23 protein-coding genes and 1 pseudogene are annotated in these 23551 nt (G+C 44.1%); all 24 read right to left on the reverse strand.

The window, feature by feature from the left end; translation table 11 throughout:
* Nucleotides 1-6: 6 nt before the first annotated feature.
* Nucleotides 7-339: a hypothetical protein gene (locus GYM62_RS21015; protein ID WP_255590331.1), complete on the reverse strand. Its 333-nt coding sequence runs from the start codon at nucleotides 337-339 to the stop codon at nucleotides 7-9.
* 76 nt (nucleotides 340-415) lie between these two features.
* Nucleotides 416-793 carry a four helix bundle protein gene (locus GYM62_RS10645; RefSeq protein WP_219956393.1) on the reverse strand — a complete coding sequence of 126 codons (378 nt, stop codon included), beginning with the start codon at nucleotides 791-793 and terminating at the stop codon, nucleotides 416-418.
* 175 nt (nucleotides 794-968) lie between these two features.
* Entirely contained in the window at nucleotides 969-3467 is a 2499-nt protein-coding gene (locus GYM62_RS10650) for a heavy metal translocating P-type ATPase (RefSeq protein ID WP_219956394.1), read from the reverse strand.
* 16 nt (nucleotides 3468-3483) lie between these two features.
* Complete coding sequence (locus tag GYM62_RS10655) at nucleotides 3484-4329, reverse strand: GDCCVxC domain-containing (seleno)protein (protein ID WP_155171112.1); 846 nt, start codon at nucleotides 4327-4329, stop codon at nucleotides 3484-3486.
* Between the two features lie 4 nt (nucleotides 4330-4333).
* On the reverse strand, nucleotides 4334-4762 hold the full coding sequence (locus GYM62_RS10660; RefSeq protein ID WP_155171106.1) for a Fur family transcriptional regulator: 429 nt from the start codon (nucleotides 4760-4762) through the stop codon (nucleotides 4334-4336).
* Nucleotides 4759-5313: a hypothetical protein gene (locus GYM62_RS10665; RefSeq protein ID WP_246223581.1), complete on the reverse strand. Its 555-nt coding sequence runs from the start codon at nucleotides 5311-5313 to the stop codon at nucleotides 4759-4761. The genes GYM62_RS10660 and GYM62_RS10665 overlap by 4 nt, the downstream gene beginning before the upstream one ends.
* Nucleotides 5313-6077 (reverse strand): helix-turn-helix domain-containing protein, encoded by a 765-nt coding sequence (locus GYM62_RS10670; RefSeq protein WP_155171105.1) that lies wholly within the window; start codon nucleotides 6075-6077, stop codon nucleotides 5313-5315. Before GYM62_RS10670 ends, GYM62_RS10665 begins: the two co-directional genes overlap by 1 nt.
* Before the next feature lie 63 nt (nucleotides 6078-6140).
* Nucleotides 6141-6359, reverse strand: a complete 219-nt coding sequence (locus GYM62_RS10675) for an SHOCT domain-containing protein (RefSeq protein ID WP_137404429.1) — start codon at nucleotides 6357-6359, stop codon at nucleotides 6141-6143.
* Between the two features lie 26 nt (nucleotides 6360-6385).
* On the reverse strand, nucleotides 6386-6745 hold the full coding sequence (locus tag GYM62_RS21155; protein ID WP_219956395.1) for a zinc-ribbon domain-containing protein: 360 nt from the start codon (nucleotides 6743-6745) through the stop codon (nucleotides 6386-6388).
* An 8-nt stretch (nucleotides 6746-6753) separates the two neighbouring features.
* Nucleotides 6754-7095, reverse strand: a complete 342-nt coding sequence (locus GYM62_RS10685) for a P-II family nitrogen regulator (RefSeq protein ID WP_219956396.1) — start codon at nucleotides 7093-7095, stop codon at nucleotides 6754-6756.
* 157 nt (nucleotides 7096-7252) lie between these two features.
* Nucleotides 7253-8485 (reverse strand): efflux RND transporter periplasmic adaptor subunit, encoded by a 1233-nt coding sequence (locus tag GYM62_RS10690; protein ID WP_219956397.1) that lies wholly within the window; start codon nucleotides 8483-8485, stop codon nucleotides 7253-7255.
* 37 nt (nucleotides 8486-8522) lie between these two features.
* The gene (locus GYM62_RS10695; protein WP_219956398.1) at nucleotides 8523-12935 is read right to left on the reverse strand and encodes a CusA/CzcA family heavy metal efflux RND transporter; all 4413 of its coding nucleotides are present in this window, start codon (nucleotides 12933-12935) and stop codon (nucleotides 8523-8525) included.
* A gap of 148 nt (nucleotides 12936-13083) precedes the next feature.
* The gene (locus GYM62_RS10700) at nucleotides 13084-13479 is read right to left on the reverse strand and encodes a hypothetical protein (RefSeq protein ID WP_219956399.1); all 396 of its coding nucleotides are present in this window, start codon (nucleotides 13477-13479) and stop codon (nucleotides 13084-13086) included.
* A 79-nt stretch (nucleotides 13480-13558) separates the two neighbouring features.
* A complete protein-coding gene (locus tag GYM62_RS10705) occupies nucleotides 13559-15616 on the reverse strand; it encodes a copper-translocating P-type ATPase (protein WP_219956400.1) in 2058 nt (685 codons plus the stop codon).
* A gap of 18 nt (nucleotides 15617-15634) precedes the next feature.
* Nucleotides 15635-16225: a DUF2911 domain-containing protein gene (locus GYM62_RS10710; protein WP_255590333.1), complete on the reverse strand. Its 591-nt coding sequence runs from the start codon at nucleotides 16223-16225 to the stop codon at nucleotides 15635-15637.
* Complete coding sequence (locus GYM62_RS10715) at nucleotides 16222-16935, reverse strand: PepSY domain-containing protein (protein WP_219956401.1); 714 nt, start codon at nucleotides 16933-16935, stop codon at nucleotides 16222-16224. The genes GYM62_RS10710 and GYM62_RS10715 overlap by 4 nt, the downstream gene beginning before the upstream one ends.
* 60 nt (nucleotides 16936-16995) lie before the next feature.
* Nucleotides 16996-17352, reverse strand: a pseudogene (locus tag GYM62_RS10720) (amino acid permease); the annotation flags it as partial.
* A gap of 10 nt (nucleotides 17353-17362) precedes the next feature.
* Nucleotides 17363-19705: a multicopper oxidase domain-containing protein gene (locus GYM62_RS10725; protein WP_219956402.1), complete on the reverse strand. Its 2343-nt coding sequence runs from the start codon at nucleotides 19703-19705 to the stop codon at nucleotides 17363-17365.
* Between the two features lie 11 nt (nucleotides 19706-19716).
* The gene (locus GYM62_RS21020; RefSeq protein ID WP_255590334.1) at nucleotides 19717-20634 is read right to left on the reverse strand and encodes a class I SAM-dependent methyltransferase; all 918 of its coding nucleotides are present in this window, start codon (nucleotides 20632-20634) and stop codon (nucleotides 19717-19719) included.
* A 19-nt stretch (nucleotides 20635-20653) separates the two neighbouring features.
* Nucleotides 20654-21340 (reverse strand): hypothetical protein, encoded by a 687-nt coding sequence (locus tag GYM62_RS10735; protein WP_219956403.1) that lies wholly within the window; start codon nucleotides 21338-21340, stop codon nucleotides 20654-20656.
* A gap of 19 nt (nucleotides 21341-21359) precedes the next feature.
* Complete coding sequence (locus GYM62_RS10740) at nucleotides 21360-21824, reverse strand: nuclear transport factor 2 family protein (protein ID WP_255590335.1); 465 nt, start codon at nucleotides 21822-21824, stop codon at nucleotides 21360-21362.
* Nucleotides 21825-21848: 24 nt separating this feature from the next.
* On the reverse strand, nucleotides 21849-22286 hold the full coding sequence (locus GYM62_RS10745; protein WP_219956404.1) for a hypothetical protein: 438 nt from the start codon (nucleotides 22284-22286) through the stop codon (nucleotides 21849-21851).
* 93 nt (nucleotides 22287-22379) lie between these two features.
* Nucleotides 22380-22832, reverse strand: a complete 453-nt coding sequence (locus GYM62_RS10750) for a 5-fold beta-flower protein (RefSeq protein ID WP_219956405.1) — start codon at nucleotides 22830-22832, stop codon at nucleotides 22380-22382.
* A gap of 80 nt (nucleotides 22833-22912) precedes the next feature.
* Nucleotides 22913-23425 carry a DUF3347 domain-containing protein gene (locus tag GYM62_RS10755; protein WP_219956406.1) on the reverse strand — a complete coding sequence of 171 codons (513 nt, stop codon included), beginning with the start codon at nucleotides 23423-23425 and terminating at the stop codon, nucleotides 22913-22915.
* Nucleotides 23426-23551 lie beyond the last annotated feature (126 nt).

The following is a 23551-nucleotide window of genomic DNA, read 5'->3' on the forward strand; positions in this document are numbered from 1 at the left end:
TAGTGGTTAATCTGTTTTAAATGGAAGGGAAACACTTAGCTCTTCCCAAGACATGCGGATAGCGCCCGAACCCTCTCTTTTGTCTTCAATGGTATAAGTAAGCCGCTCGGCAAGGGGCATTTCTGCCTCAGAAGTACCTTGGAGTTGATCACTGAGGTTTAGTTCACTGATGGTATTTTGTATAGGCAGTACTTCATCCTGATGAAATACTTCCAGCTTACGTGCCGGAATGTCAAACTCCAGGTGCTTTACCTGGCTGAGAGGTTCCAGCTTCATGCGGATCATTTGCTCCTCTGAGGGGCAGTCCATTTTTGTTATTATGAATGTGCTTTTCTTCATGTATTTTTTTTGTTTACCTGTTAGTTTAATTGGCCAAAAAAAGTTGGCAATAGGCAAATAGCAGTTGACAATACCGTCATTTATTTCTTGGTTTATATTTTTCAGGGTTTTCAATCATATGGTTGAGCATTCGGCCTACCTCTTCTGATTTAACAACAAGTTCATTTCGCTTTCCTTCCGATATATATTGGCAGGCTAAAGCAAAATCAAGAGAAATCTGAGTTTCAGAGTTTTCCATATCTGCATCACTCATTTTACTTGAGAAGTGCTTTGGATATTGCCGTTTTCTATATCCTTCGCCAATAGCCCGACATACTGATCGTGAAGATCTTCTTAATTGATCAGTCAGCGCATACTTCTCTTCGCATGGAAATTTCTTAGTAAGCTCAAACACCCCCATCGCCAGCGAAAATGCTTTCTTGAAAACAGTCAAATCACGAAAACTACCTGCCATAAGTACCTGCCTTTACTTTCTTTGTCTTGATCTCTTTCATATTGTTAGTTGTTCTGTTTCTTTCCATCATTTTAAGTTGGTAACAGGCAGTTGACGAGTTGGCAAAAGTTGTCCTCACTTCGCCAAATATCCCTTGCCAACTGCCAACTTCTCCCTTTGCCAACTTTAACCAACTCTACTTCTTATAAGCCAACAACCTCAACGCATTAAAGACTACCACCAAGGTTGAACCTTCATGAATAAGCACTGCAATACCGATATTGGCCAGACCAAAAATGGTTGAAGGAATGAGCAAAGCCACTATTCCCAGACTAACCCAAAGATTTTGCTTGATAATGCCTTTGGCCTTTCTGCTTAAACCGATAGCAAAAGGCAAGGTTTCCAGCTTGTCGGCCATCAGGGCAATGTCGGCTGTTTCCAGAGCCACATCACTTCCTGCTGCTCCCATGGCTATTCCTACGGTACTGTTGGCCATGGCCGGGGCATCATTCACACCATCGCCAACCATGGCTACTTTGTCTTCTTTTTGTCTAAGCTCTTTAATGGCTTCTACTTTTTCTTCCGGCAGCAAACTGCCCCAGGCATCCGTGAGACCGATTTCTTTGGCTACCGCATCGGCCACTTTCTGATTGTCACCGGTGAGCATGATCATGCGTTTGATGCCGATCTTTTTCAGTTGCGCTAAGGTATTTTTCGCTTCTTCTCTTGGCGTATCCATCAGGGCGATGATGCCTATGTAATCGTCATTCTGCCGGATGAGCATGGTAGTATTGCCATCAGACTCTAAGGATTTTACTTTTTCTTCTATTTCCTTTGATGGCTTCTTTTCATCCAGCGACTCAAACAGGTCCAGGTTGCCAATGTAGACTTTGTCACTTCCCAATGTGGCTTTGATCCCTTTCCCAAGCACTGCCTCCAGGTCTTTCGCCTCAGGTATGTCAGCACCCTTCAGTCGCTCCTTCCCGTCACGCACTACGGCCTTTGCCAGTGGGTGATCACTAAGACCCTCTACCGCAACTGCTATTCTCAGTAGTTCTTCTTCTTTCACATCCTCCAAGGCTACCACCTCCGTTAACTTAGGCTTACCTTCTGTTAGTGTGCCGGTCTTATCAAAAGCCAGGGCAGTAAGTACGCCTAAATCTTCCAATGGGCGGCCACCTTTGATAAGTACCCCACTTTTGGCTGCCCGGGCTACTCCACTGAGCACCGCACTCGGGGTGGCGATAGCCAAAGCACAAGGGCTCGCAGCTACCAGTACGGCCATGGCGCGGTAGAAGCTTTCGCTAAAGGTCTCGTCAATGACCAGAAAAGCAAAATGGAGCAATACTACCAGTACCAATACAGCAGGCACAAAGTATTTCTCAAATTTGTCTGTAAGTTGCTGGGTAGGCGATTTCTGGGTCTGGGCTTCATTCACCAGTTTCACCAGGCGGGAGAGCGTAGAGTCCTTCGCTACTTTGATCACTTTGATTTCCAGTGTATTATTGCCATTGATCGTACCGGAAAAGGCACGGTTCTCGTCCTTAATGTCTTTTTCCTGTGACCAGTCTTTATCGGGATCATCTACAGGTTCTTTATCTACGGGCACACTTTCCCCGGTAATAGGTGCTTGATTTACGCTACTCCGACCATCTACTACCACACCATCAGCAGAAATTTTACTATTAGGCTTCACTATGATGATGTCTCCAATGCTCAGTTCTTCTATACCTACTTCTTCTGTTTTTCCATTTCTCTTGAGCAAGGCGGTTTTAGGAGCCAGTTCTGCCAAAGCGGCAATGGATTTACGGGCCTTGTTCATGGCATAATGCTCCAGAGCATGGCCCATGCTGAACAGGAACAGCAACAGGGCACCTTCTGCCCATTCACCCAGAATAGCTGCTCCAATAGCAGCAACCAGCATTAGGAAATCTATCTCAAAGCCACCTTTGGCAACTGTTTGAATAGCTTCTTTGGCCGTAAAAAAGCCTCCAAAGAAATACGCTGCGATGTAGAGCGTCAAGCTTACCCATGAAGGAATAGCTTCTACATATGAAAGCCCAAAACCTATTCCAAGCAATGCCCCGCAGATGATGGAAAAGATCAGCTCTGTATTTTTGCCGAAAATACCACCGTGTGAGTGGTCATGATCTTCACCTTCCTCATGTGAATGCTCATCTTCTTTTTCTTGGGTTTCCTGTTGTTCAGATTTCTTGGCTTGCTGAAGAAATCGCTCAGCACTTACCTGCGTATCGGGTATATCAAGACCTTCTTTCCTTAATGATTTAAGTATCTCCGCTTCATCTATTTTGGTGGTATCAAATTCCAGTCTTACCATGCCGGAACCTGAGACAGAAGCTTCCAAAATCCCCTCTTTGCTCCGAAGATTTCGCTCAACGTTACGGGCATGCCGCGTGTGCCGTATCCCCTCAACTTCTATGAGTTTATGGCCAAACTTCTTGGTGATCTCAGCCCCGGTTTGCTCCGCCAGTTTTTGGATTCGGTTAATTGATATTACCTCAGGATCATAATGGAAGCAGAGTTGTGGCACACCATTGTCGGTTTCATCAGCCACATGTACTTTTTCCAAACCTTCGGTATCCTGAAGACGGCTGATCAGTTTGTGTACACACTGATCTTTTTCGTCCGGCACTTCGGGCAGGATGAGTGGTATTTTTATCTGTAGTTTTTTCATTCTTCTCATTTATTTATTAACAACAACTATTCTCACATGATAAGCGCTTTGTTTTAGCTTTTTCAAAGGCTTCTTTACCTTCCTTCCATGCATACCAGGCTATACCTAGACTACCAACAGCATCCACATAAGGGATCTGCCAAATAGCATAAATTAGACTAGAAGCCAGAAGAATAAAAGACAGGTAAAAACAGGTCTTGGTGCATTGCGCATCAGAAATGATTGGCTCGCTCTCCAACTCCTTACCCACTTTTATTTTTGCCCTAAAAAGAAAATACATTGTAGCAATAGAAAGCACTGAAATGATAACACCGGCTGTGGTAGTCTGTGGCTCGGACTGGCTAACAATTGAAAGTATAGCACCTGCAATAAGCCCTGCCACCAATAGATACAGAGCTGTACCAGTTATTTTCAATGCTGTTATCTCAAAATCATCACGTTGCTTTATTTCATGATGCTGCATTCTCCAAACCATATGGGCAACTCCTACTCCAGAGAGTACTTCTGCAAAACTATCTACTCCAAACCCAAATAAGGCCAGTGTTTCATCTGTTGCGCCAAAGAAGGTAGAGACAAGGCCTTCAATAGTATTGTATCCAATGGTTATCAGGCTGAGGATGAAAGCAGTTCTAAGTCCTTTTTGAAGATTAATATGCCCTTCTAATGTCCGTTGAACGGATGGACAAGGCACTGAACCATGAGAACAGAAAACACAGCAATCACCTGAATTTGGCTGTAATATGTTATCACATCGCTCACAATCAAACGAAATCAAGCAACTATCTTGGGGCATTTCTACCTGACGTTGGTGATGACAGTGTGGGCAAACCAATAGAGATTGATAATGAATTTGCTGGCTCATAATATTAGCTTTCAATTTTACATTGGGAACAAATGCCCTTTACAACCAAATTGGCTTCTTCGGCCTCATGATTAGGCGGAAGGACAATTTCAGGAATTTTGTAACTGGTAAGGCATTTAGTTTTCTCACAAATTCTGCAATGAAAATGCAGATGCAGGTCTCTTTCTATTTCACATTTACAACCATCTTCACATAAAGCATACTTGGGCACACCGGTACCATCATCAATGCTATGCACCAAACCATTATCCTGAAAAGCCTTTAAGGTTCTGTAAATGGTTGTTCTGTCTGATTTCACAAAGTCTCTGTATAAATCAGTAAGGCTTACTGCTATCTCCCGATCCAGCAGATACTCCAGCACCAGCAGCCGCATGGCTGTTGGTTTTATCTTATGCATTACAAGAGTTTCTTCTAATTCTTTTATTGCGCTCATAATGTGTTTTTTCTAAGTATCACTTGTGTAAACTGCACTTTTAATACCTCACTAACCCCCGGAATGAAGGACGCCAAACCAACCTCTTTTGTAGATAAATCTCCCGTAGCACTTAGCAAACATGCAATGGATTCTCCACCATTAAAATGCTTGAGCGTGGCATTCATTACTACCTGAAACTCCCGTTCACCTGCTATAATTTTAATAGGCCAGTTAAACGATATAGGCGAATGAGGCTGGCTAATAAAATTATCCACCGGAATCCTCCCGGAAAAAGTGATTATTGATTCATCGTTTGCAAGCTGGCTTATCTGTTCGCTTAAAAAACCGTTACCAACATCCAGGCTTTTCAGGTTAAGCTTACCTGAAATTTCTTTTGTGTCATAGTCCAGTTGAATCAACAGTTGATGACTTTCAGCAATCACCTGCTCGTCATCTACTTCAGCAACCATTACAATATGCCCTTCAGTAGTCCTGTAAAGCGTTTGACCTTTAACCACAGAGGAGTTGAAGGCAATTAGCAGAAGTATAAACCACTTGATTTTCATCATTAACGACCATTTAAATTTTCTTCTATATAATTGAGTGCCTCAGGTATATCCAACTCACGTGTACCGTTGCCCGTGCGAACAAAAAAATGAGAACGGTCGTTATCATGAAGATAAACCGGGGAACCGGCCCTTTTGATAGCGAGATGGCAGAAATCATATGCCTCGATCTTGTAAAAAGAAACGGCTACCAACGTACATAAATTTGTTCCCAGCTTATTGGATATTAGTTCCATAATGTATTGCTCAAAACCATCTCTGCCAGGTTTTTTTAGCGTGGCATAATCTTCCTGTAAGCCACATGGTTGCCCATCATCATCAATACCGATGAACAGATGTCCTCCACTTGTATTCATAAATCCGGCTATTGTCTTAGCTACTACTGTTTCCAGTGCCTTATTCGGCTTAAATTGGTGTAAGTCCCACCTCAAAGTAGATTTAAATTCTACCTGCTGGTTTTCTCCCGCAGCTATAAGCTCCTTGATCTCCTCCAGTTTATCTCTTTTCCCGGTAAGCTGAAATATTTTTTGTCTGACCATAAAAAGAAGTGCGAGGGTAACACCTAACAATCCAAAGAGCAATTTGGTAACCGCCTGATCCACATCCCACGATCCAACAACCTGCTGGTAGGAAGTAAGTAGCCAGGCCCACCAATTTCCCTGGTCTCCCTGCATATCGTACATGTGCAGTGAAATAACCAAAGGCTGTAGTAAGAAAATACCGAGGGTAAACCCAATAGCGATGTATAGAAGTAACTTGCTTTTCATCTTCTTGTCAGTTTTGGAGCCACAGGTGCCACATTTGATGTGAAGACACCTGCGACCCTATACCTATTTCATCCTGTTTTGAAGAACTTTCTTCTTTTGCTCAAATTCTTCATCGCTGAGCTCCCCTCGGGCATAGCGCTCTCTTAGCGCCTCCATGGCTTTATCCTTGCTTCTTCTTTGCCCGGGTGTAGGGTATGGAATCAGAAATATCCAAAATATGAGGATCAGCCATAGGATCCACCAAATCCAGTGCATTCCTCCGAAATACCAATCATGCATCATAACTATGAGGGTTTAAGGTTTAACATTTATTTACACTTTTTACACCACTTCCCCTGTACCACACTGTCTGCAGTAGCCAGAAAACGATGACCGTTTTTACATTGCCACCTCAAGGGTATTTTGGAGTTTATGTATTCGTTAGAAAGACACTTACCTTCCTTTGCATGAGCCAGGAATTGCATCTTCTCTATTCCATGCGGAACGTTGTTAGCACATTCAGGGCACCAGCTTTTCCGTATCTTCACACTAAAAGGGGTGGCCTGCCACCGGTGGCCTTTTGCACATTGCCACCACAATTTGGACTTGCTGTTGATATATAAGTCTGATAAACAAAGCCCACCCCTTGTCCTGGCTAATTGCCTCATTTTTTCAATTGGAAACTCCATGACATTTTTCACTTCATATCAAATCTTTTGATAGACTTTCCGGTCTTTATTCTGTAGGCATCATCTATTTCAGAAACGTAAATGATTCCATCGCCCGGATCAGGCGTTTGAGCCTTTCCGCATATCAATTGCACTGCTTTATCCATTTCTTCATTTTGGCAAACAAGCTCCAGTTTTACTATCGGGCTATCGGTAAAATGAAAATTCAGGGAAGGAGATGCATCAGGATCCTTATAAGCTCCCGTACCTTCTCCTTTGGATAGTGTTACACTTTCAAACCCTGCATCCCGCAGAGACTTTACCACTACCTGTACTCTTTTTGGCTTTATAAATGCTTTTATTTCTTTCATCTTTTTAGTCGTTATAATTTTTAATCAATTAATAAAGTTGGCAAGGGGCAAAAAGGCAGTTGGTAATTGTGTTGCAAGCTCACTTTCAGTGTTTGCCTACTTGCCAACTGCCCTTTGCCAACCTTTAATCACCAACTATTCCTCACCCACTTGGCACTTAATGGCCGTGCTCTGTATCACCTTTTTTCATCTCTCCTATAAGATAATAGGCGTTATTCCAGGCTACTTTAGTACCCTCGGGTAACGCCTCCAGCAGCTTGATCTCTACCCATCCTTCATCGATAATGCCTGTTCGAATTTCCACTGGTTTAAATGCCCATTCGGTTTCTCCGTCTTCCTGATGAGATTCCGCAATAAAAATATAAGGCTTGCCTTCTTCTTCTATGATGGCATCTTCCGGTAAGGCCATAACTTCCCGGCTGTTGGTATGGATTCTTCCATTGATGTACATCCCGGGAATCAGAAAATCTTCTTTTTGATCAATTTCAGCGTGTACATGCACTGCTTTCGGGTTTTGCTCGAATTGTTTGCCAACAGAATAAATATCGGCCGTCAAAGTAGCTCCGGGAACCGACTCCACGGTGAAGGTTATTTTTTGTCCTTTCTTTACTTTATAAACATCCTTTTCAAACACCATCAGGTCGGCATGGATGTGGTCGGTATTAACAACCCTGAACATTACGGTCTGAGGATCTACGAACTGCCCTAACTGAACTTCTACTTTTTCTATGTAGCCACTTATAGGGCTAACCACAGGCACTTGCTCATATATTTCTCCCTGCCGTATCTTCTCTACATTCAAACTGAGTTGTTTGAGCTGGGCTTCATAGCCTTTTGCTTCACCTTTTGTGGTTTGATAGTCAGCTAAGGTTTGCTGATAGGTCTTTCCCGAGCCCACATTTTCTTCATAGAGCTTTTTTTGACGTGCGTGTTCTTTCTCCAGGTATTGTAACTGGCTATATGCCCTTACATAGTTGGATTGAATACTGCTCAGATTGGGGTGAGCCAGGTAGGCCAATATCTGACCTTTTCTTACCTTGTCTCCCTCTATCACTTTGATGGAAGTCACATTGGCTCCCAGTATGGCTGTAACGGTGGCCTCATGCTGAGGTAGCACTTCCAACTGGCCGTTGGCCTCTACTGTCCCGGAGAGGGTTCGGGTGGGCAATGTATCCACTTTAATGCCCAAACTTTCAAACTTAAGGTTGGAAAGGTGGAGCTCCGCCATCCCTTCTTCATTAGTTCCTTCTTCACCCTCGTGCCCAGCCTCGCCCTCACTGTGTTCTTCGTGAGAGGCATCACCTGAGTTATCAGCCGAGTTGTTATCGCAGCCCGTAAATACCGATACCATAAGTACCAGTGCCACTATATATATGATTTGCTTTTTCATTGTGCTTCTATTTTTATATCTGATGATCAGTTTACTTTTAGTTTGATGTTCTTAAGTAGTATTCCAATTGGTAGCGGCTATCCAGGTAACTACCAAAGGCATTCCAGGAATCAACTTCTATGCTAATGGCATCCCGGATATTTTGCAGGAAGGTCACATAATCAATAGCCCCTTCCCGGTAAGCCAAAATAGCTCCGTCCCGTTGCTCCTGGGCCAGCGGAAGTGCCTCATCCCGGTAGTAGTTCCATGAATTGAGCCACTTCAGGTATTGTTCTCTCATGTCCTGATAGGCGGCATTCAGTTCCAACTGGTTTTGGCGCAGGTTTTGACCCGCAATATCCCGTTGGATTTTGGCCGACTGTGTCCTGCCCAGCTCAGGTCCGAAAAACAAAGGGATTCTGACACCTACCTGGTACTGATAAAATCCAGATTGCCCGGCAATCTGCTGTCGCCCATACTGCCCCTGTAATTGAGGCAAGAACTGCGAACGCCTCTCTTTTATGGTGGCATCCGCTACATCTACCTGTTGCTTTGATACATTCAGCAAAGGATGGTTCATCAATGAATCAGCTACATAATTGAGCGGTTCGTCCAATTGACTGGTTGGGACATCCGGTACGGTATACAGCGTGTCATTGGCAAACCAAAGGTTCAGGCGCTGTAAAGCACTCAGATAATCCCGATATGCCTGCTCTTTTTGTATCTGTACCTGATTGGCCTGGTTGGAAGTAGCCAGGTATTCCAGTTTAGATGTGGCTTCCGTTTCCAAGCGAATCCTGGCCGCTCTTTCAATATCTGCAAATACCGAATCCAAGTGTTCATAAACCTGGTAATTGTTTTTGGTAGCAAATACCATGGCCCAAGCCTGGCTTACTTCCCGCTCCAGTTCAATAACTGATAGATCAAGTGCCTTCTCAGCAAGTGCTATCCGTTCTTTTTGCAACTTAAGTTTAGGAGCAATACCGAAAACATCAATTTGTTGTTGCTGGATGCCGAACTGAGTATAGATTCCATCAGAACCATTGCCCACTTCTTCCTTTCCGGTAAATACCTGCGTATTCCCAAAGTCCCAGGCTGTTTTCTTAAGCACCTCCTGGTTTTCTATCTCTAGTCTTGCCGATTGGATTTTCGGATAGCTTTCTACCGCACGTTTTCTGGCCTGCTCCAGCGTGATCGTTTGCAAACTGTCTTGTGGTTGTTGTTGGTTTTGGGCATTGGCCAAGACAGGCAGCCCCAATAGACCTCCACAAACCAGCAGTACAATAATCACGTTGGCATTTGGCCCTTTCAGGCTTTTTCTTTTGTCACTTCTGCTTTCCACAAAAGTGTAAAGTACAGGAAGCACCACCAATGTGAGCAGTGTAGCTGTAAGCATTCCACCAATTACCACTGTGGCTAACGGCCTTTGTACCTCAGCTCCGGCAGAACCTGAAAATGCCATCGGTAAGAAGCCGAATATATCTGTAGTAGCCGTAAGCATGATCGGCCTGATCCTTTCTTTGGTACCGGTAAGAATGCGGTCTCTGATGCTGGTGACCCCTTCTTCTTTCAGGGAATTGAATCGGTTGATCAGTACCAGCCCATTTAACACTGCTACCCCAAATAAAACGATAAAGCCTACACCTGCCGAAATACTAAATGGCATCCCGCGCAACCATAGCGCAAAAACACCTCCAATGGCAGCCAGGGGAATGGCCATATAAATCATAATAGATTGTGAAAATGACTGTAAGGCAAAATATAGCAGCACAAAGATTAGGAAGAGTGCGATAGGCACAACGATCTGCAGCCTGCTTTTGGCCCGTTGAAGATTTTCAAATTCACCTCCATAAGTGATATAGTAACCGGGTGCGAGATCAAGCTCTGCATCTAATTTTTCTTGTATATCCGTTACTACCGACTCTACATCACGCCCTCTGGTATTGACACCCACATAGGTCCTGCGGAAAGTATTATCACGGGAAATCTGCATGGGGCCTGGCACATAATTAATGTCAGCTACTTCTTTAATAGGTACTTGTGTACCATCGGGCAGGTCAATATATAAGGTACGTAAGTCATCAATGCTCCTTCGGTGTTTTTCATCAAAGCGGATGACCATATCAAATCGCTTTTCTCCTTCAAAAATCACCCCGGCTACTCCTCCGGCAAAGGCGGCACTCACGTATTCGTTCAGCTTTTGAATGTCCAGTCCATACTGGGCAATCTTTTTACGGTTGTAACGAACGGTCATTTGAGGTAAACCAGAAGTTCGTTCCGGATTTACATCACCCACACCTGGAATAGTCTGGATTATTTCCGCCATTTGCTCAGCTTTTTGGGCAAGTACATCTAAATCTTCACCATAGAGTTTGACAGCCACATCTTCACGCACGCCAGTCAACAACTCATTAAAACGAAGCTCTACAGGCTGGCTGAAAACAAGGTTGACACCCGTCAGTTTTTCATCCAGCATTTCCTTTATCTCTGCAATGAGTTCTTCTTTTGTTTCTACTGTTGTCCATTTGTCCATATCCTTTTCCAGGATGATAAACATATCGGCTATGTCCATCGGCATGGGGTCGGTAGGAATATCGGCCACACCGATTCTGGCTACAGCAGTTTTTATTTCAGGAAAGTTGTCCAGAAGAAGCGTTTCAATTTTAGTAGAAACATCAATGGCTTCACTCAATCCGCTTCCAGGACGTATCAAAGCCTGCATGGCGATATCCCCTTCATCCAGCTGGGGTACAAATTCTCCGCCCATACGTGAAAAAATGAATCCTGAAAGCCCTAGTAACACAATAGCCACAATGATGACAATGGTCTTGAACCTTAAAGCACCTTTAAGCAATGGCAAATAAGCCCATTGGATTCCCCCAATAATTTTATCACTGACTTTTTCCAGCCAGCGTTCAAACTTCCCAAACCAGTTCTTTTTGTTCTGGATGGGCTTCATAAATAAAGCTGACATCATAGGAACGTAAGTGAGGCAAAGGATAATGGCACCTATCATGGCAAAACCGAAGGTATAGGCCATAGGCTGGAACATTTTACCCTCAACCCCGGTGAGGAAAAGAATAGGAGCGAAAACAATCAGAATGATTATCTGTCCAAAAAATGCTGATCCCATCATGGTACTTCCGGCATCATAAGCCACTTCATCCATTACGCCCTGATTGAATTTGATTTTACCAGAGCGAATCCGCTTCTGGATTTCGTATACCGTACCTTCAATAATGATCACTGCTCCATCAATGATAATCCCAAAGTCAATAGCCCCCAGGCTCATGAGGTTGGCCCAGACATTAAACTGCTTCATTAGAATAAAGGCAAATAGCAGAGAAAGAGGAATGGTGGTTGCTGTGATGATACCCCCTCGCACACTCCCCAGTAAGATTACAAGGGCGAATATCACAATGAGGGCTCCTTCCAAAAGATTTGTTTTTACTGTACTGGTAGTTCTTTCAATCAGGGAACTACGATCAAGAAATGGAGTTATTTCCAAGCCTTCAGGCAAAGACTTCTGCACTTTTTCCATGCGCTCCTGCACATTCTGGATCACCGAGTTAGGGTTTGATCCTTTCAACATTAACACCATTCCACCTACAGCTTCCTGGCCATCCTGGGTGAATGCTCCATAGCGGACCTGATTTCCAAAATGCACCTTTTCAGCTACATCGCCAATAGTGATAGGAATGTTGTTTTCATTCCGTACCAGAATATCCCGAATGTCGTCAAGCGAACGCACAAGGCCTTCTCCACGAATGAAGTTGGCCATGTTGTTTTTCTCTATATAAGCCCCTCCAGTATTTACATTATTGCGCTGAAGGGCATCAAAAACTTCTGAGATGGATACATTAAGTGCATTGAGTTTTTCCGGATTGATTGCGATTTCATATTGCTTGATCTTTCCACCAAAGGCATTGACATCCACCACACCATCTACTAATGTCATTTGCCGTTTTACTATCCAGTCTTGAATGGTTCGCAACTCTGTAGGGGTATAGACTGTATCATATCCTGGCTTAGGCCTGATGGTATATTGGTAGATTTCACCGAGTCCCGTGGTTATAGGCCCCATAGACGGGCTGCCAAATTTCTCAGGGATTTTATCCCTTACCTCATTAAGCTTTTCCTGCACCAGTTGCCGGGGTTTGTATATCCCCATATCGTCTTCAAATATGATAGTAACCACGGAAAGGCCGAAACGGGATACTGAACGGATTTCTGTAACGCCCGGCAGATTCCCCATGGCTAATTCCACCGGGTAAGTGACGAATTGTTCTATATCTTCTGTGGCCAGGTTTTGAGATACAGTCATTACCTGCACCTGATTGTTGGTGATATCAGGTACTGAACCCAAATTGACCGTATACATGGAGTAGATACCTACTCCGATGAGGGCCAGCGTGAGCAGGCCAATGATCAGTTTGTTTTTGACTGAAAATTGAATGATTTTATCCAGCATTTATTTTGCATTTTGAATCCTGATTTAATGAATTGATTGGGGCAAAAATGCCCATCGGTGGAATGCCGGACGGAAATAGCAAAATGCACCTTACAGCATTGCACAAATGCAATGATTCAAAGGTTGATTTTGAAAATTGCCCGGTAAATCAGGCCTTGGGAGGCTGAAAAGGGGATTCTGAGTACTCAGAACAAAGAGAAAAACTATAGCGTGTTGCTCTTATTTCTGTTGTAATATGAATGGGAGTCATTTCTGTATACCCCCATAGTTGGGCTATGTAAGTGTATCCGTGACAGCACTGGTGCTGACCGTGAAAAGGTAAGTTTTTGTCATGCTCGTCATCATGGTGGCCTTTTGCATTTTGCCCGTCACCATAATGAAAGTCAATAAACTCTGCGAATGAAGTTCCATTATGTTCTGCATATTCCTCGTAGTGTTCAAAAAGCACCGGAAGCTTTGCTAATTCACAACATAAATCCAAAGTAGGTCCCATTGCCTGCATCAGGAACAGAAAGCTGAACGATATGGATAGAATGGAATTCATTTGCCTGCAAATATAGGCAAAATTAAGGTGCAAGGGTATTGCAAAAGACGGCAAGTACCCTTGGGGATTCCTAAATAGTTCAGCTTTTCATCTTCCTTTTCAGCAATTGCGCATTAATGGCCACTATGACCGTACTCAGGCTCATGAATACTGCGCCTATTGCAGGACTAATCACCAGACCCGGAATAAATCCTGTGGCCAAAGGCAATGCAATCGCGTTGTAGCCGGTAGCCCAAGCGAGGTTCTGGATCATTTTGTTGTAAGTGGCCCTGCCAAACAGTACCAGGTTGGCAATGTCTTTTGGGTTGCTGTTGACCAATATGATATCGGCTGTCTCGGCAGCCACATCGGTACCGGAACCTACAGCAATACCCACATTGGCTTGTGCCAGTGCAGGGGCATCATTTACCCCATCACCCGTCATAGCCACAAAGTGGCCTTCTTTCTGAAGTTTCTTGATGATTTCCACTTTTTGATGGGGCAGTACTTCACTGTAGTAGCCATCCAGCCCAAGTTTGTCGCTTACTGCTTTGGCCGTTTTCTCATTGTCACCGGTAGCCATGTATAGTTTCATGCCTTTTTCCCGAAGCGTTTCGATGGCCTTAGGGCTTTCTTCCCTGATTTGATCGGACAAGGCTATGAAGCCAATCAACTTTTCTTCCAAAAGCACAAAAACTATGGTTTCTGCGGCATCAGATCCTGCCTGTTCAGGGATGTTTATGTTGTTTTCTTTCAGATAGCCGGGGCTGACCACTTTCCAGTTTTGTCCATCGATCTTGCCCTGAATGCCCTTGGCCGTCAGCGATTCAAAATTTTCAACCTTTTTCAATGCCAGGCCTGCCTCTTTCGCTGCTTTCACAATGCCTTGTGCAATTGGGTGCTCCGATTGCTGCTCCAGCGAAGCGGCAAAGGACAGCAGTTCATTTTTGTTCATATCATCAGAAAGGCTCTCATATCGTGAGACACCAAATTTGCCTTCGGTCAACGTGCCTGTTTTGTCAAACACCATTGCGGTAATCTTCCGAGCATTTTCAAAAGCAGTACGGTTGCGGATCAGCAAGCCTTTTCCTGCTGAAACAGCAGTGGAAATGGCTACAACTAGTGGTATGGCCAAACCCAACGCATGTGGACAGGATATAACCATGACGGTCACCATTCGTTCCAATGCAAAATCTAAAGGCTTACCCAAGCTGATCCAGGTCACCAGCGTAGCTGTACCGGCACCAATGGCGATGAACGTGAGCCATCTGGCGGCAATGTTGGCCAGGTTTTGGGTTTTCGATTTGGCTTTCTGAGCCTCTTCCACCAGCGTGATCACTTTATTGAGGTAGCTTTCTTTCCCGGTTTTGGACACTTTCACCTTGATGGATTGGCTGCCATTTACTGATCCGCCAATGACCGGGTCGCCCTTGGATTTTTTCACCGGCTTGCTCTCACCGGTGAGCATGCTTTCGTCCAGGTGGCTTTCCCCATCCACCACTGTACCGTCCGCAGGTATTTTCTCATTGGCTTTTATCAGGATGATGTCTTCTTTTTTTAGTTCATCTACTTTGATGTCCTTGATTTGGTCTCCCTGTACCAAATGCGCCTCGGACGGCATCATCTGTACTAATAATTCGAGAGCCTTCGATGCTCCCATTACTGATTTCATCTCGATCCAGTGCCCTAGCAGCATGATGACAATCAGTGTCGCCAACTCCCAGAAGAAGTCCATTCCCTCCAAACCAAAAACCACTGCCGAGCTGTATACGTAAGCCACGGTAATGGCCACTGCGATCAGGGTCATCATACCCGGGTTTTTGTCTTTTAGCTCGTCCCAAAGTCCTTTAAGAAAAGGCCATCCTCCATAGAAAAAGAGGATAGACGAAAGGCCAAAAAGGACGTACTGATCACCAAAAAAGGTTAGCTCAAATCCCAGTAATTGCTGGATCATGTGAGATAATGCCAGGATCGGTACCGTGAGCACCAGAGAAATCCAAAAACGCTTCTTGAAATCATCGATCATCATGGCATGATGGTCGTGGTGTCCATGCTGATGGTCTGATTTGTTGACGGTTTGATCATCTGATGATTGGCTCTTTTGGTGGTCATCATCGTGGTGATGGTGCTTGTGATGTTCGTGATTATGCTTTTCCATGAGTAAAAATTTTAGTGGTTAATCTGTTTTAAATGGAAGGGAAACACTTAGCTCTTCCCAAGACATGCGGATAGCGCCCGAACCCTCTCTTTTGTCTTCAATGGTATAAGTAAGCCGTTCTGATAGCGGCATTTCTGTTTCAGGTGTTACCTCGATCCTGATAATATCCTCTGCCTGATCGTAATCATCAGCAAGGTGCTGCTCCCAGTTTTTGTTTAGGATCAACGTCCAGCGTTCCTGTCCGGGGATAGTAAAGAATGCATATTTCCCTTTGGGTATGGTCGTACCTTCTATCTCGATTGCTTTGGAAAATTCTATGCTGGTGGCACTGTGGGCACCCGCAACCCAAACTTCGTCAAAAGGTACCAGGCCGCCCCAAATGACCCTACTTCGAACCGCAGGTGAGTGGTAGTACACAGAAACGTGGGCATCACCCACATTGCCATGCGCTTCCTGAGGGATGCTCTTTTTCGAATTATCCGATTGGTCGACCGTAGAGGTTGCGGCTTCCGGCTGATGGTGTTCGTGACCACCATTTTCACCTTTTTTGTTTTGGCAGGATACGATCAGCAATCCCAGTGCAAGTGTGTAAATCAGTTTGTTCATCATTTATTCTTTTTAAGTTTTGAAGTGGTTTTTAAGAAAGTTTTAGAGGATACTGCGTAAAGTGTAAAGCCTGAAAGCACTGTAAAAAGGCCAAAGACTGAAAATGCCCTGAGCAGCCAATTGTTAAAGTTGTCCCGCCCGGCATAATCCATGGTGTGGAACATCCAAAGAAAATCGAACCAACGCCAACTGTTGTGCCTTACCCGCTCAAAGCGGCCATTGGAGGCATCAATATACGCTACCAGTTTTTCGGGATGATCAAAGTGGACAGCCCAGGCTGGTAGCGGCCTGCCACGGTATTCATGATGGTTGTCGGTTTCAGTAATCCATTCGGTTTTCAGGATTTCCAGGTTTTTCACGAGATGGTTCTGTGCGATTTCGACCGCCTCCGTTTCGGTTATGCCCTTTTTGATTTGCCCGGTCTGGGCATTGTAGAGCAGACTATCGTTGACCCAATAATGCGGTTGGTGATTGATGTAGCGAAGCTCAAGGGATGAAATACCAAGCGTTGAATCTAACTGAGCCGGACTGATTAAGTCCGGGGGTGAATGCGTCATTACATGTTCACGATGGAACTGGTCTCCATGGATTTTGTCAATATCCGTCCAACTAAAATAGAGGCCACTGATCGTCCACCCAATAAACTGAATGCCTATAAAAAGCCCCAGATACCGGTGCGTTTTGCGGATGTAGTAGTTTCTGTTTCGTTTCATTTTTGGGTAGATTTATCTGCTCGACTTAAGAACCATTTTTCACCTGCAAAAACTATTAGCATCACAGATGCAGAAACAATAAGAGCCAAAAGTTCTGGCAACCAGGCTTTCGTTGATTACCATGGATAGTGCCATTAATAATGATGCAGAAGCTGTTATGGTTGATTTACCATAAGCTTTTTTCAAAATCATGGCTATCCCCCCAGCCGAAGGATACGTATTTGAAACTTTGATGTAGGAGTAAGCACTAAATGCTGAAATGAGAGCTCCCAAAACGAAAATGTAAGGAAACCAGGTCCCTGACAGTTCAGCCACCTGGCCCAATAATGCAAAGATTCCTGCACCGATCATTACACCAGTGCCTAAAGCAATTGATCCTAATAAACTTAAACTTCCTTTTTTATAACTTTCTTCCATAACTTCCTAATTAAAACATGACAGATAATCCGCCCCCTGCTCCGAAGCGGTTGTCATAGCTTGTCATCAGTGAAAAATTCTTAGAAAGCATGTATTGTGCACCGGCACTCCATACAATTTCTTCTTTGTAATTTTGGCCGGCCTCCAGACCGTTTACCAATCCTGCATCAATTTGATATTCGTAATAGCCAAAAATTGATAACTTCGGAAATATCATCAGCGATCGACCGATTCCAATTCTAGGCCGAAGCTCATTATCTATCCTTAGGTCAACATTGAACATATAAGGTGTAAACCACCGGATACCAGCCACGGCAATTGTCTTCATATCATCCAAACTATTCCTGGTGGTATTCTCAACATTAATACCTCCAAAAACCCTCAAATAATCGTACAGATAATACTCATAAGAAAATTCAGCTTCCAGGTTCTGATTCCATCCGTATTCCATTGATAAATTGAATTGATTGCGAATGTTTGAAGTGGTCAGATTGACTGTTGTATTATGTGAGGCAACATCTGCCATTCCCCAACTATAGAAGCGGTTGGTTTCGTGAATCAGTTTGGAAATTGGAAAGGGTTTCATTCTAGGGTCTTCCGGTGTATCATAGCTGACTACCCGTGCCATACCTCCCATCATATGATAGAGAATATGGCAATGAAAGAACCAATCTCCATATTCGTTCCCGTAAAACTCAATGGTTACTTTTTGCATGGGTGGCACATTCACCGTATGCTTCAGGGGCGAGTAATCACCGCTTTCGTTGATGACACGGAAAAAATGACCATGCAGGTGCATGGGATGGTGCATCATCGTCAGGTTGTTAAGTGTGATTCGGGTAATTTGCCGCTCTTTGATTTTTATTTTATCGGTTTCAGATAGGGGAATACCATTCATGCTCCAGATGTAGCGGTTCATATTCCCAGTAAGATTGAGGAGGATTTCATTGACTGGAACATCCTTACCATAAACCGTTTTTTCAGGTGATTTCAGATAATTGTAATTGTATTCTGAAAACATATCCATGTTTTCCATCCCGGGCATTTCAGCCATGGGAGCACTTGGCGGATCCATTTTGGAGTTTTTATCATCAGACATATCCATTGAGGAATGATCCATTTGGGAGACCTCTTCCTTATTTCCGGCCATATTCATACCCGGCATATCATTATCCGGGTTTTTGTCGCCTTTCATTTGCATTCCCCAGTTCTCCATCATTTTTTGGGGATCGTCCTTTTTAGGATTAAATTTTAGGGCAGGAGCCCCCATGCGCATGTCCATTTTTGCCATTTGCATCATCATCCCTATTTTATCAGGGCGGGGAACATCTTCGGCTGCTAAAACTTCACCTTGGCCCAAAAAAGCAGAGGCTGTTCCCGAACCATCCTGAGCGGTGGCCCGAAATTCCATCTTTCCACTTTCCGGAATACTTACAATAAAATCGTAGGTCTCCGCAATGGCAATAAATGTTTTATTGCGCTTGACCGGCTCAACATTTAGTCCATCGGCCGCAACTAAGGTCGGCATTTCACCACCAAACGTCATCCAAAACGAGGTAGAAGCTGCCCCGTTAATAATTCTAAGCCTAACCTTTTCTCCGGGTTTGAAATTGGAATATTCCTGAACTTGTTCACCATTAACTAAAAAGGCCGGGTAATATATATCGGCAATGTCTGCACTTTCCATTCTCTGCCTCCAGAAATTTAACTGGGCTCCCATTGCACCTCTGGCAATAACGCGGTTGAGGGGTGTGGCCGTACCTTTTCGCCAGTTGTACCATTCGGTTCCTCGTTTCAGAAAACGGAGTACGTTCATAGGCTTTTCATTCGTCCAGTCCGAAAGTATTATAACGAGCTCTTTGTCATAGGCCAGGTTTTCTTTTCTAGGATGGATGACGATAGAGCCAAAAACACCACTCTGCTCTTGCAGCATGGTATGTGAATGATACCAATAGGTACCGGCTTGTTTCAGGGGAAATTCGTACTTCTGTGTTTCCCCAGGCGCGATGGGCGGAGTGGTGAGGTAAGGAACCCCGTCATAAAAATTTGGCAACAACAAACCGTGCCAGTGAATGGAAGTTTCTTCATCCATCTCGTTTTTTACATATATTACGGCATATTCACCTTCAGTAAAAGTAAGTGTGGGTCCCGGGACACTGCCATTAATGGCCATTCCCATGACTTCTTTGCCTGCCTTGTTCACTGCCAGCTCATTTATGGAAATGGCATATTCTCTTACAGGAAGATTATCAGTGTTGCCTTCGACTGATTTTTCAGTGAGGTTTTGTGCCCTCGTAGACAGGCTAAGCAACGAAAAAGAAATGGTCAAAATATAGTAGAATCTTAAGTTCATGATTTCCGTAATTAAATTTGATTTTTGATTTTCAATGATTTAGTTCCCTCATAATAGCAAAATGACCCGATCCTGGTATTAATAAAGCCTGTCTCCTGCACATCCGAAAACCCTGCCTCACGTATGTAATCCGGCAGCAAGCCCTTCACATTGGCTGTGGTGGTTTTGAAACCGTCCAGAAGCTGCACGGTGTAAAAAACTGTGCGCATCCATCGGTTCTTTGCCTTGCCCCAATCGCCAATGATGAGCTTGCCTCCGGGCTTTAGAACCCGGTAGATTTCACTGAAACAATGCGCTTTAGTTTCATCATCTAACTGATGAAATACCAGACAACTGTAGGCCTTGTCAAAAACAGCATCATCATACGGAAAAATGCCCCCATTGTAAAGTTGAAGTTCAACCAGAATGTCTTTGTCTTTGAGCTTTGAAAAGGCTATCTCCCTTACCTTCGGGTCAATGTCTAATCCGAAAAATGAAGTGTTGGGAGACCGTGAAGAGGCAATCGCCAGATTAGCCCCTGTGCCAAAGCCAAACTCAAAAATTTGCTCATGAGGTTCGGGCTTTAAACGGTCTATTAGTTCGCTTCTAAATTTCTTTTCAGGCATGGTCAGTCTTATGGTGGTATCATAAAGGCCGGTAAGGAAATTATAGCTTAATGCAGGGATGAATTCCTTTTCTTTTTTATGGTCTGTGTTTTTCATTTTTTCTCTCCATTGTTTTTGTTCTAATTTTTCCCAGCCTTGGCTGACCAAACATTTATGTGAACCAAATGCACAAAAAATGCAGCATTGATCGCCCGGAACAGTAATCTCGCATTCGCATCCCTTACAAATGAAGCTATCCAGCCGCTCGTTATAAGGTATTCTGCGAACCTGCTGCTGGCCACATACCGGACAGGTAAGTACCGAATCAAAAAATAACCCAGGCATACTGGTGATTTCAAGTCAATTAGTGGTCATGCTCCAGTTCTAAAAATTTACCTTCCGGACCTACACCTTCTATGTGTACCAATTGTGCTCCGTAATGCCCTGCATGTGCCACAGCATACGCTGCGCTCAATAACACAACTGCTACAATAGCCATTGCCCATCTTTTCGATTTGAAAATAAATAGATTGATCCCTTGTAACAGCAGGCCGATAAACCCAAGATTGATTGTCCAGTCAGCCCAGAAGTCATGTTGTTCGAGCACGAGCTTGGCATGTTCGGTTAGTCCGTGAGTATGCGGATGGAAGTTTCTGCCAGCTAAGTAAGCAGCTACAAAACCTACCAGCACCAAAGCGAATGCTGTCCACGCCAATTCCCTTTTGATGAAAAAGATGTTGACGACCGCCAGAAAGGCTCCCACAATCAGCAATACGATAGCGAAATGGACAATTAGCGGATGGATTGTAGGAAAATCCGCAAGGTCAGCCGTAACCTTTTTTTCGTGGTGTGCATCTTTCTCATGCGCATCGTGGCTCACTGCCTCACTGGTATGTTCATGTTCACTTTGATCTGCCTCGCTGGTGGGGGTGGTCATCACAGTATCCGCTTGTTGGGCGGTGCTGTCTTGTTTGCTTTTGTGGCCGTCATGAGCCGATACGGTTGCTGTAGTGAATAGTACCAATACAACTGCTTTTAGAATATTTTTCATTGTCATATTATTTAGTTGGTTAATGATTGGTCTTTGGTTTTCTTGCTGAAGAATGGGTTTGCCATATTTTCCATTGACCGTTTTCTTTTTTCAAAATGCTGGAGGCAACTCCTTTTCGCTCAATAACTGACTTGTCCTTGCTTAGCACAATGGTGTATTTGTAGGTTTCAGTAGCAAAGGCAAATGGCAAAGCGACTTCAATGGCTACTTCATAGTCACTAAACTTGAAAGATTCGAAATGATGGAGCTCCGGGCCCAGGTGGTTGGCCAGATAGTCCTGATATCGGCCTTCAACTTTGCCTGATTCAATAACAATTGATTGCGATACAAATAAATTACCTGTGCCGGTTGTATCGAGGCTTTCAATGGCCTGTTTGTATGATTCCAGGACTTGTTTTACCTGGTTAATTTCATCCGACTGTTGCGCTTGAGTCTTCACGGCCACTATGGCAGCAAGACCAAAAAAAAGCAGTTTCAATTTCATAGATTTTGGGTTAAAGGATTGTTTTTAGTTTTTCTTCAATGCGTTGTAATTGGCCTCTGATTCAAAGTAGGCAACTGCACCTTGTTGGTTAGTCACTACTATAAATGCTTCTGATTTATCTACAGGATTACCACTATAGGGGTCAATCGCGATCCTTGCGCTTTCCAGGTTGTTAAGCTTATCCACGCACATTTCACAGCAACCATAATAGGTTTTGCCATTGACCGGTACCGGGATTTGGGCTACACCCATATAGGCGTCATTGACCATACATACTAAGCTTGGGTCAATTGGAGTCTTTATCTCATCAGTGGCTATACCAACCGATGAGCCTATGCGGTAACCCTGAATCCAAAACACCGCTACAGTAGCTACAACTATCAGTGATACCAAGGTCAGATAAGCCACTAGTTTGTCTTTGCGCAATGACTTTGGACTAGCGTTGTGTTTTCTCGTTTTCATCGTATTAAGAGTTTGGTGCCTGATGGAAGAGTGGCGGCAGGATTGTATGCATGACAACCTACACAAGGGCCACTCTCCAACAGGGCTTTAATTTTACTTATCTTCCTCTTTTTTCATTTCCTGTTCCAAGAAGAAACAGTGTGTAGCACACGCATGAAGCTTATAGTTTTTGTGTACCGTGCCTTTCTTGTGACCTTCCGGATCCAGAATCTCGCATTTATCCCCTATCGTTTTGGTGCTCAGGATGAAGACTCCATCGTTGTTGTAATAGCGGCCATCTTTTTTAGCCTTTCCTAATGAATTGCCTTCCGCATCGTAAACCCTGCCGCCTTTGATGAAGCCCAGTTTTTGACCTTGGTTGTTAAAGACTATGTCTTCTTTACTGATGTACCCGAGTTTGGTGCCCCGGTCATCCGATACCTCTCCTTTTCCATTGATGTGAATAAGGCGTTGCTCTGTCTTGTTACTTGGCTGTGCCAAGACCCCATGTGCTACCAGCAGCATTCCTCCAAGGAATACGATGCTGAAAATGATGTGCTTGTTCATGATACATTTAATTTGTACCTGCATGAAAAGGAGGGAGTAGTACAAAAGTCCATTCCATCCGATTCATACAGGTCTTTGATTCAATTGATCGTCTCTTTCACGCTTCCGCACTTCAGCATTTTGTCACCGAAGTAGGGATTGCGGATATCCTTTTCATTGGAAAGCCAATAGCCTCCGGTGTTGCCGTTGGCCATGGGGCAGTATTCCAGATAGAGTTCTCCCATGCTGATATCAGCACCCTTCACCAAAGTGGCCACCTCATTGCTTAAGGCGGTAAAAGCCTTTCGCTGGTTTTCCAGTGAACCTGCCTGCGCAACTTTGGCCGCCTCTGCATGGACTTTATCACTTCCCTTTACATTGTGAATCGCTTTCACCAAAGCTTCAGAAGCTGATTTTGCTTTCTGAAAATCAGATGCCACCAAAGCATTCTTCAAATGAATGTAGTGCGTGTAGGAAGAACCCAGTGCCTTGTCTTTGAACATGGGCTCCATCTGTTGGGTACTTGATTGTGCACCATGTGCTGCATGGTCGTGTTGTGCGGTTGCTCCCCAGCTTACGAAAGCCAGGCAAAGCATGATCATTGTTTTTTTCATTTTTCTATTTGTTTAAAGGTTAAATACTTGAATCAGGGCTAAACCAGTGACCAGAAGAATGACTACTCCCCAGACCATCCGGCTGACCCATTTTTTTATTGTTGAAGGAGCTTTTTCATCTCCGGT

Source organism: Algoriphagus sp. NBT04N3, assembly GCF_019443765.1.
GTDB lineage: Bacteria > Bacteroidota > Bacteroidia > Cytophagales > Cyclobacteriaceae > Algoriphagus > Algoriphagus ornithinivorans.